At 38.0% G+C, this 5,238-nt stretch carries 6 protein-coding genes and 1 pseudogene; 2 read left to right on the top strand and 5 right to left on the bottom strand.

Going from position 1 to position 5,238, the window contains the following annotated elements:
- Positions 1 to 507: pseudogene (locus VLB74_RS10390) on the top strand (tRNA nucleotidyltransferase); the annotation flags it as partial.
- A 39-nt stretch (positions 508 to 546) separates the two neighbouring features.
- Positions 547 to 1,569, top strand: a complete 1,023-nt coding sequence (locus VLB74_RS10385; protein ID WP_325203391.1) for a COX15/CtaA family protein — start codon at positions 547 to 549, stop codon at positions 1,567 to 1,569.
- Positions 1,570 to 1,619: 50 nt separating this feature from the next.
- On the opposite strand, the gene VLB74_RS10380 is transcribed toward VLB74_RS10385, so the two are convergent.
- From VLB74_RS10380 to VLB74_RS10360, 5 genes are all read right to left on the bottom strand, one after another.
- Positions 1,620 to 2,372, bottom strand: a complete 753-nt coding sequence (locus VLB74_RS10380; protein WP_325203390.1) for a LytR/AlgR family response regulator transcription factor — start codon at positions 2,370 to 2,372, stop codon at positions 1,620 to 1,622.
- 141 nt (positions 2,373 to 2,513) lie between these two features.
- Positions 2,514 to 2,837 (bottom strand): 2TM domain-containing protein, encoded by a 324-nt coding sequence (locus tag VLB74_RS10375; protein WP_325203389.1) that lies wholly within the window; start codon positions 2,835 to 2,837, stop codon positions 2,514 to 2,516.
- Positions 2,827 to 3,150 (bottom strand): 2TM domain-containing protein, encoded by a 324-nt coding sequence (locus VLB74_RS10370; protein ID WP_325203388.1) that lies wholly within the window; start codon positions 3,148 to 3,150, stop codon positions 2,827 to 2,829. Before VLB74_RS10370 ends, VLB74_RS10375 begins: the two co-directional genes overlap by 11 nt.
- Positions 3,151 to 3,152: 2 nt before the next feature.
- Positions 3,153 to 4,490 (bottom strand): histidine kinase, encoded by a 1,338-nt coding sequence (locus tag VLB74_RS10365; protein WP_325203387.1) that lies wholly within the window; start codon positions 4,488 to 4,490, stop codon positions 3,153 to 3,155.
- 37 nt (positions 4,491 to 4,527) lie between these two features.
- Positions 4,528 to 5,166 (bottom strand): tetratricopeptide repeat protein, encoded by a 639-nt coding sequence (locus tag VLB74_RS10360; RefSeq protein WP_325203386.1) that lies wholly within the window; start codon positions 5,164 to 5,166, stop codon positions 4,528 to 4,530.
- Between the last annotated feature and the right edge of the window lie 72 nt (positions 5,167 to 5,238).

The following is a 5,238-nucleotide window of genomic DNA, read 5'->3' as shown; positions in this document are numbered from 1 at the left end:
CATGAATTTTTAGGCGGAAAAATGGCTAAGAAGATCTTTATACGATTGCACATGCCGTTAAACCAGAAACTGAAATTCGTTCAGAAAATGGTTTCAATGAGTTCGCGCCCTATTGTGTTGGCTGAAGACATCGTTACAGATTCGGCAGTGCGTCGTTTGGTTTTTGATGCAGGTGAAGACGTGGAAAGTTTGATGACCTTATGCGAGGCCGATATCACCACAAAAAACCCAAAGAAATTTCAGAAATACCATAACAATTTCAAAATCGTACGCGAGAAGATTGTAGAAGTGGAAGAAAGAGACCGTGTGCGAGTGTTTCAACCTCCTATTAGCGGAGAAGAAATTATGGAACTTTTCGACTTAAAACCATCCAGAGAAATTGGTGTTTTAAAAGAGGCTGTAAAAGAAGCCATTCTGGAAGGTGAAATTCCGAATGAATATCAGGCTGCTTATGATTTTGTATTAAAGAAAGCCGAAAAAATGGGGTTGAAAAGAGTAGCAAAGTAACAGAGTTTAAAAGTTGTTGAGTTAGAACGTTTTAAAAAAATGAAAAAAGAAGACAAATCTGTAATTATCTGGTTGTTATCAGGCTGTGCATTATTATTCATCATGGTTATGGTTGGCGGTATCACCCGATTGACCAATTCCGGTTTATCGATGACCGACTGGCATTTAATTACCGATACATTCCCACCACTAACGGAAGAAAAATGGGAACACGCTTTTGAAGAGTATAAAAAATTCCCTGAATATCAGTTAATCAATATTCATAATGATTTTGATTTAAGCGATTACAAATTCATCTATTTCTGGGAATGGTTCCACCGTTTTATCGGACGAATCATCGGAATGGTTTTCATTATTCCTTTTGTTTACTTTTTAATCAAAAAACGACTTTCATCGGAAACTATCAAAAAATGCGTTGTTCTTTTAGGAATGGGTGCGTTTCAGGGATTTTTGGGATGGTTCATGGTAAGAAGTGGTTTGATCGACAATCCAGATGTGAGTCATTTTCGTCTGTCATTGCACTTAACCTTCGCTTTCATCACGTTCGCTTACACACTTTGGGTAGCACTGGATTTGATTTACCCAAATAAAATTGAAGTTATAAAACCATTGCGAACTATTGCCAGAATCGCCTTGATTGTTCTTATCATACAAATTATTTACGGCGGATTTGTTGCAGGTTTGAATGCCGGTTTAGTACACAATCATTGGCCATTAATGAGTGACGGACAATTTTTCCATGAAAGTATTGTTTTGGAAAAAGATTCATGGTTATTGCGTCTAACAGAAGGAAAAAGCGGCGTGCAGTTCGTTCATCGAACCATGGCATATGTTGTTGTTGGTTTGATGTTGTATCTGTATTTCTGCAGTAAAAAATATGTTCTGAATATTCAGCAGAAAAAAGGCTTAACAACTTTGGTTGCGATTGTTTTCATTCAGTTTGCGTTGGGCGTTTTCACGCTGTTATTCCATGTTCCGCTTTGGTTGGGACTGGCACATCAGTTAGTAGCTTTCGCATTATTATCGACAATGGTGTTTACCTTGCATCGCTTGAGTAAGTAGAGAAAATGGATAGTTTGTGATTTGAAGTTAACTGATCACTGACCACAGGACTATCCCAGCCACTCTTTAAAATCATTCACGCGTTCACGGGCCACGATGACCTCATCGTCATTATAACTCGGCAATATTACTTTCAGGCGGGAATTACTGTGCAGCTGAATTTCCTTAATGGCTTTCATCGGAACAATAAACTTTCGGCTTACACGGTAAAAATCCTTTGGATTCAATTCGGATTCGAGTTGTTCCAGAGTTCCGTCCAGCAGGTAATCACGGTTGTCTAATGTATGCAGATAGGTGCCTTTGTTTTCGCTGTAAAAACATTCGACTTCCTCCACATTGATTAGTTTCAGTTGCTGACCTATTTTTACGGTAAATCGTTTTTTGTAATTTTTATCGACAGGATTTACCAACATCTTCTTAATCATCTCAAAATCCAATGACAGGTTTTGCGGCTGATTACGGGCTTTGAATTTGTTCACCGCCACTTCCAGATCGTCTTCGTCAATCGGTTTTAAAAGATAATCGATACTGTTCAGTTTAAAAGCCCGCAAAGCATATTCATCATACGCAGTAGTGAAAATTACGGCGCTTTTTATGTCGATATTTTCAAAAATCTCAAACGACAAACCATCGGATAACTGAATATCCAGAAAAATCAAATCGGGATGCGGAATATTTTGAAACCAGTTCAGCGCTTCTTCCACAGAATGCAACATAGTGGTTACCGGTAATCCCAATTTTTCCACTTTGCGCTGCAACAAACGTGCTGCCGGCTTTTCGTCTTCAATAATGATGATATTCATTTTGTTGTTTAAAAATTATGTACCTATTTAATTTTCCCTTTCACAAACTATTGCTTTCATATTTTCAGTTATAATCAATTGTCTGAAAACTGTATTTGTTTGCCGGGATCACCCACTGTGACTGAAAACTGCGACTAAACATCACTCCCATTTTTCATGCTCTTGTTTATCCTTTTCCATAAACTCTTTGATCTTTCGCTCTTCCCATTCCTTTCCAAAAATAAGATGATGACCGAAAACACTCACGCCATGCGCTAACAATCCGATACCCCAGAAGAAGGCTGTGAAAAAGTTTTCAAACTTAAAATAACTCTCCCCGGGTTGAAGATTTCTGATATTCAAAAAAACGATCATGATGTTTACCAAAACGTAAACCAACAGATGCGAATAAAATCCTTTCAGCCGTTTTACCCTTTTTTGGGCATCTTCGTAACGCTCGTCGAAATTGTTATTATTATTTTCCATGACCTTGATTTTTTAATTCGTTTTTCCGACGTTCTTCCTCCTCCATAAATTCCCTTATTTTGCGCTCCTCCCAATCCTTTCCGAAAAAAGGCGAGACATTAAAAACCCGGAAACCATGAAACATCACTCCGATTCCCCAACCTAACATCGGCCAGAAAAACCATAAATCATCCGGAGAAGTTAACAGGTTGATAACAAGAAAAATTATGTTTACTCCGAGATAGGCAGCCAAATGTCCGTAAAATCCTTTGATTTCCTGAACTCGCTTTCTGGCTCGTTCCAATTGTTCTCTCTCGTTATATTTTGTTTCCATGATTACCTCCAATTTTGTTTGTCGTTGTGCTTGTTCAGTATTTCTTTGATTTTTCGTTCTTCCCATCGTGAACCGTATCCGAAAACTCCGAAACCGTGCATGAAAAGCCCCATTCCCCAACCTATCATCGGAAACCAGAACCATTGGAACTTCGGTGAAAAATAAAGATTGATAAAAATCAAAACCGGAATCACAACGCAATAAGAAATCAGACTTCCATAAAAACCTCTAATGGCTTCCACTCGCTTTTTAGCTCGGTAATAGGCCGAATCGTCGCTATATGTTTGTACAGTATTCATGATTCCTACTTGTTTGGTTAATAATGGTAAAGCCACGGTGAACTCTTTTTCGGTTTGCTGAATGCTCACTCGCCGCTCGGTAAGAATTGCGTATCGGCTTATGATATTCTGCAGTCCAACACCTTGTCTGTCCTTCAGTACTTCTTTTTTTTGAAGATCGTTTTGGACGACCAGACAATTGTCTTTTTCAAAAATTCGTATCCTTAACGGTCTTTGTTCGCTTACCACATTGTGTTTTATGGTATTTTCCAACAACAACTGCAAGGATAAAGGAACTACTTTGGCTTCCGGATTGTTTATTTTTTCCGGCAGTTCATAAAAAATGCTGTTTTCGAAACGCATCTTTAAAAGATTCATGTAAGTCTTTGCAAATGCTAATTCCTCTTCCACACTCACCAGTTCTTTATCGCGCTGTTCCAGAACATAGCGGTAAATTTTCGACAAAGAAGAAGTGAATTTTTGGGCACTTTCCGGATTTTCCTCAATCAAAGAACTCAATACATTTAAACTGTTAAAGAGAAAATGCGGGTCAATCTGGTTTTTTAAACTTTCGAATTTCGCTGAGGCCGTTCCTGCGATGATCTTCTGCTCTTTTACCCTATTCTCCTGATAACTGCGGTAAAAAAATACGGTATGAAAAATCAGCGTAACAATAAAAGTCATGATCGTGGCAACCAAATAATCCGAAGCCTTCTCATTTCCTATAAAACTTTCAAAAGAATTCCCTTCTATAACAACTTCCTCGAAAATCCTCAACAGGAAGATTGTTAAAACCGATACTGCAAAAGAACTTAAAAATCCAATCAGAATCCTTTTAAAAGTGAACCCATTATTCGCAAAGACCTTATCTAAAAAAATAAATACCAAAGAATTAACCATGTACAGGCAAACCGAATACAACAAGGTATACTGAAAATTCATCAGTAAATCATTGTCTAAAGCTGTCTTTTTACCTGAAAGCAAACCTATAAAGATCAGCACGATAAATATGATCAGTCCTAAAACAATCGATTTTAAAAATTCTTTGAGATATTTATTCATTGCTTGCTGAATTTACCAGATTTTACTTTGATACAGCTTATTTTCCGCAGTTCGCCAAAACCTCTTTAGCTCTGTCTAACCCCCAGCTTGGATGAAAAGTGGTCTCCGGCTTAAATTTAGCAAAAAGTCCGATTGATCTTTCCACTTCAGCGCACATTGGTTTTGTATCCTTGCCCCAGTATTTTGCGCCACCAATCTCAAATTCTGCTTTAGAGAAAACAACTCTTGGGTTTTCGGGTGCTAAAGCCTGTGCCTTATAATACTGCTCCATCGCTTTGCCGGAATACTTCATCCCGTTAGCCATAGGATCCTGAACAATCCACGCGGTATAGATCAAAGCCTGAACCACCATTAATTCCGGGTTGTTCGGACTCACAGCTGTTGCATCATCCAAGGCTAACTGGGCTTTGTCTAACAATGCCGGAGCTTTTGACTTATCCTGTAATTTAAAAACCTCGATTGTATTAATAAGCGCCACGTAGTAATTCGGCAGCCAATTCGTTTTTTCCACCGAAGCAATTCGTTCAAAAACAGCTGTTGCTTCAACTGATTTACCTTCTTTCCATAACCCCATTGCTTTTCCCATTCCTTGTTCGTAAGGTGAAGTTGTTGCAGCTGTTTGTGCAAAGGCAAAACTGCAAATAAATAATACTACTGATGTGATAATTTTGATCATAATTTTCTTTTTAGTTGATTAATGCTTGTTTTTTATTGATGATTAAAACTTCTTCTGATTTTATACTCCAAA

The organism is Flavobacterium sp. (genome assembly GCF_035456225.1).
Classification (GTDB): Bacteria; Bacteroidota; Bacteroidia; order Flavobacteriales; family Flavobacteriaceae; genus Flavobacterium.
Note: the sequence above shows the minus strand (reverse complement) of the source record. Positions and strands in the feature narration are given on the sequence as shown.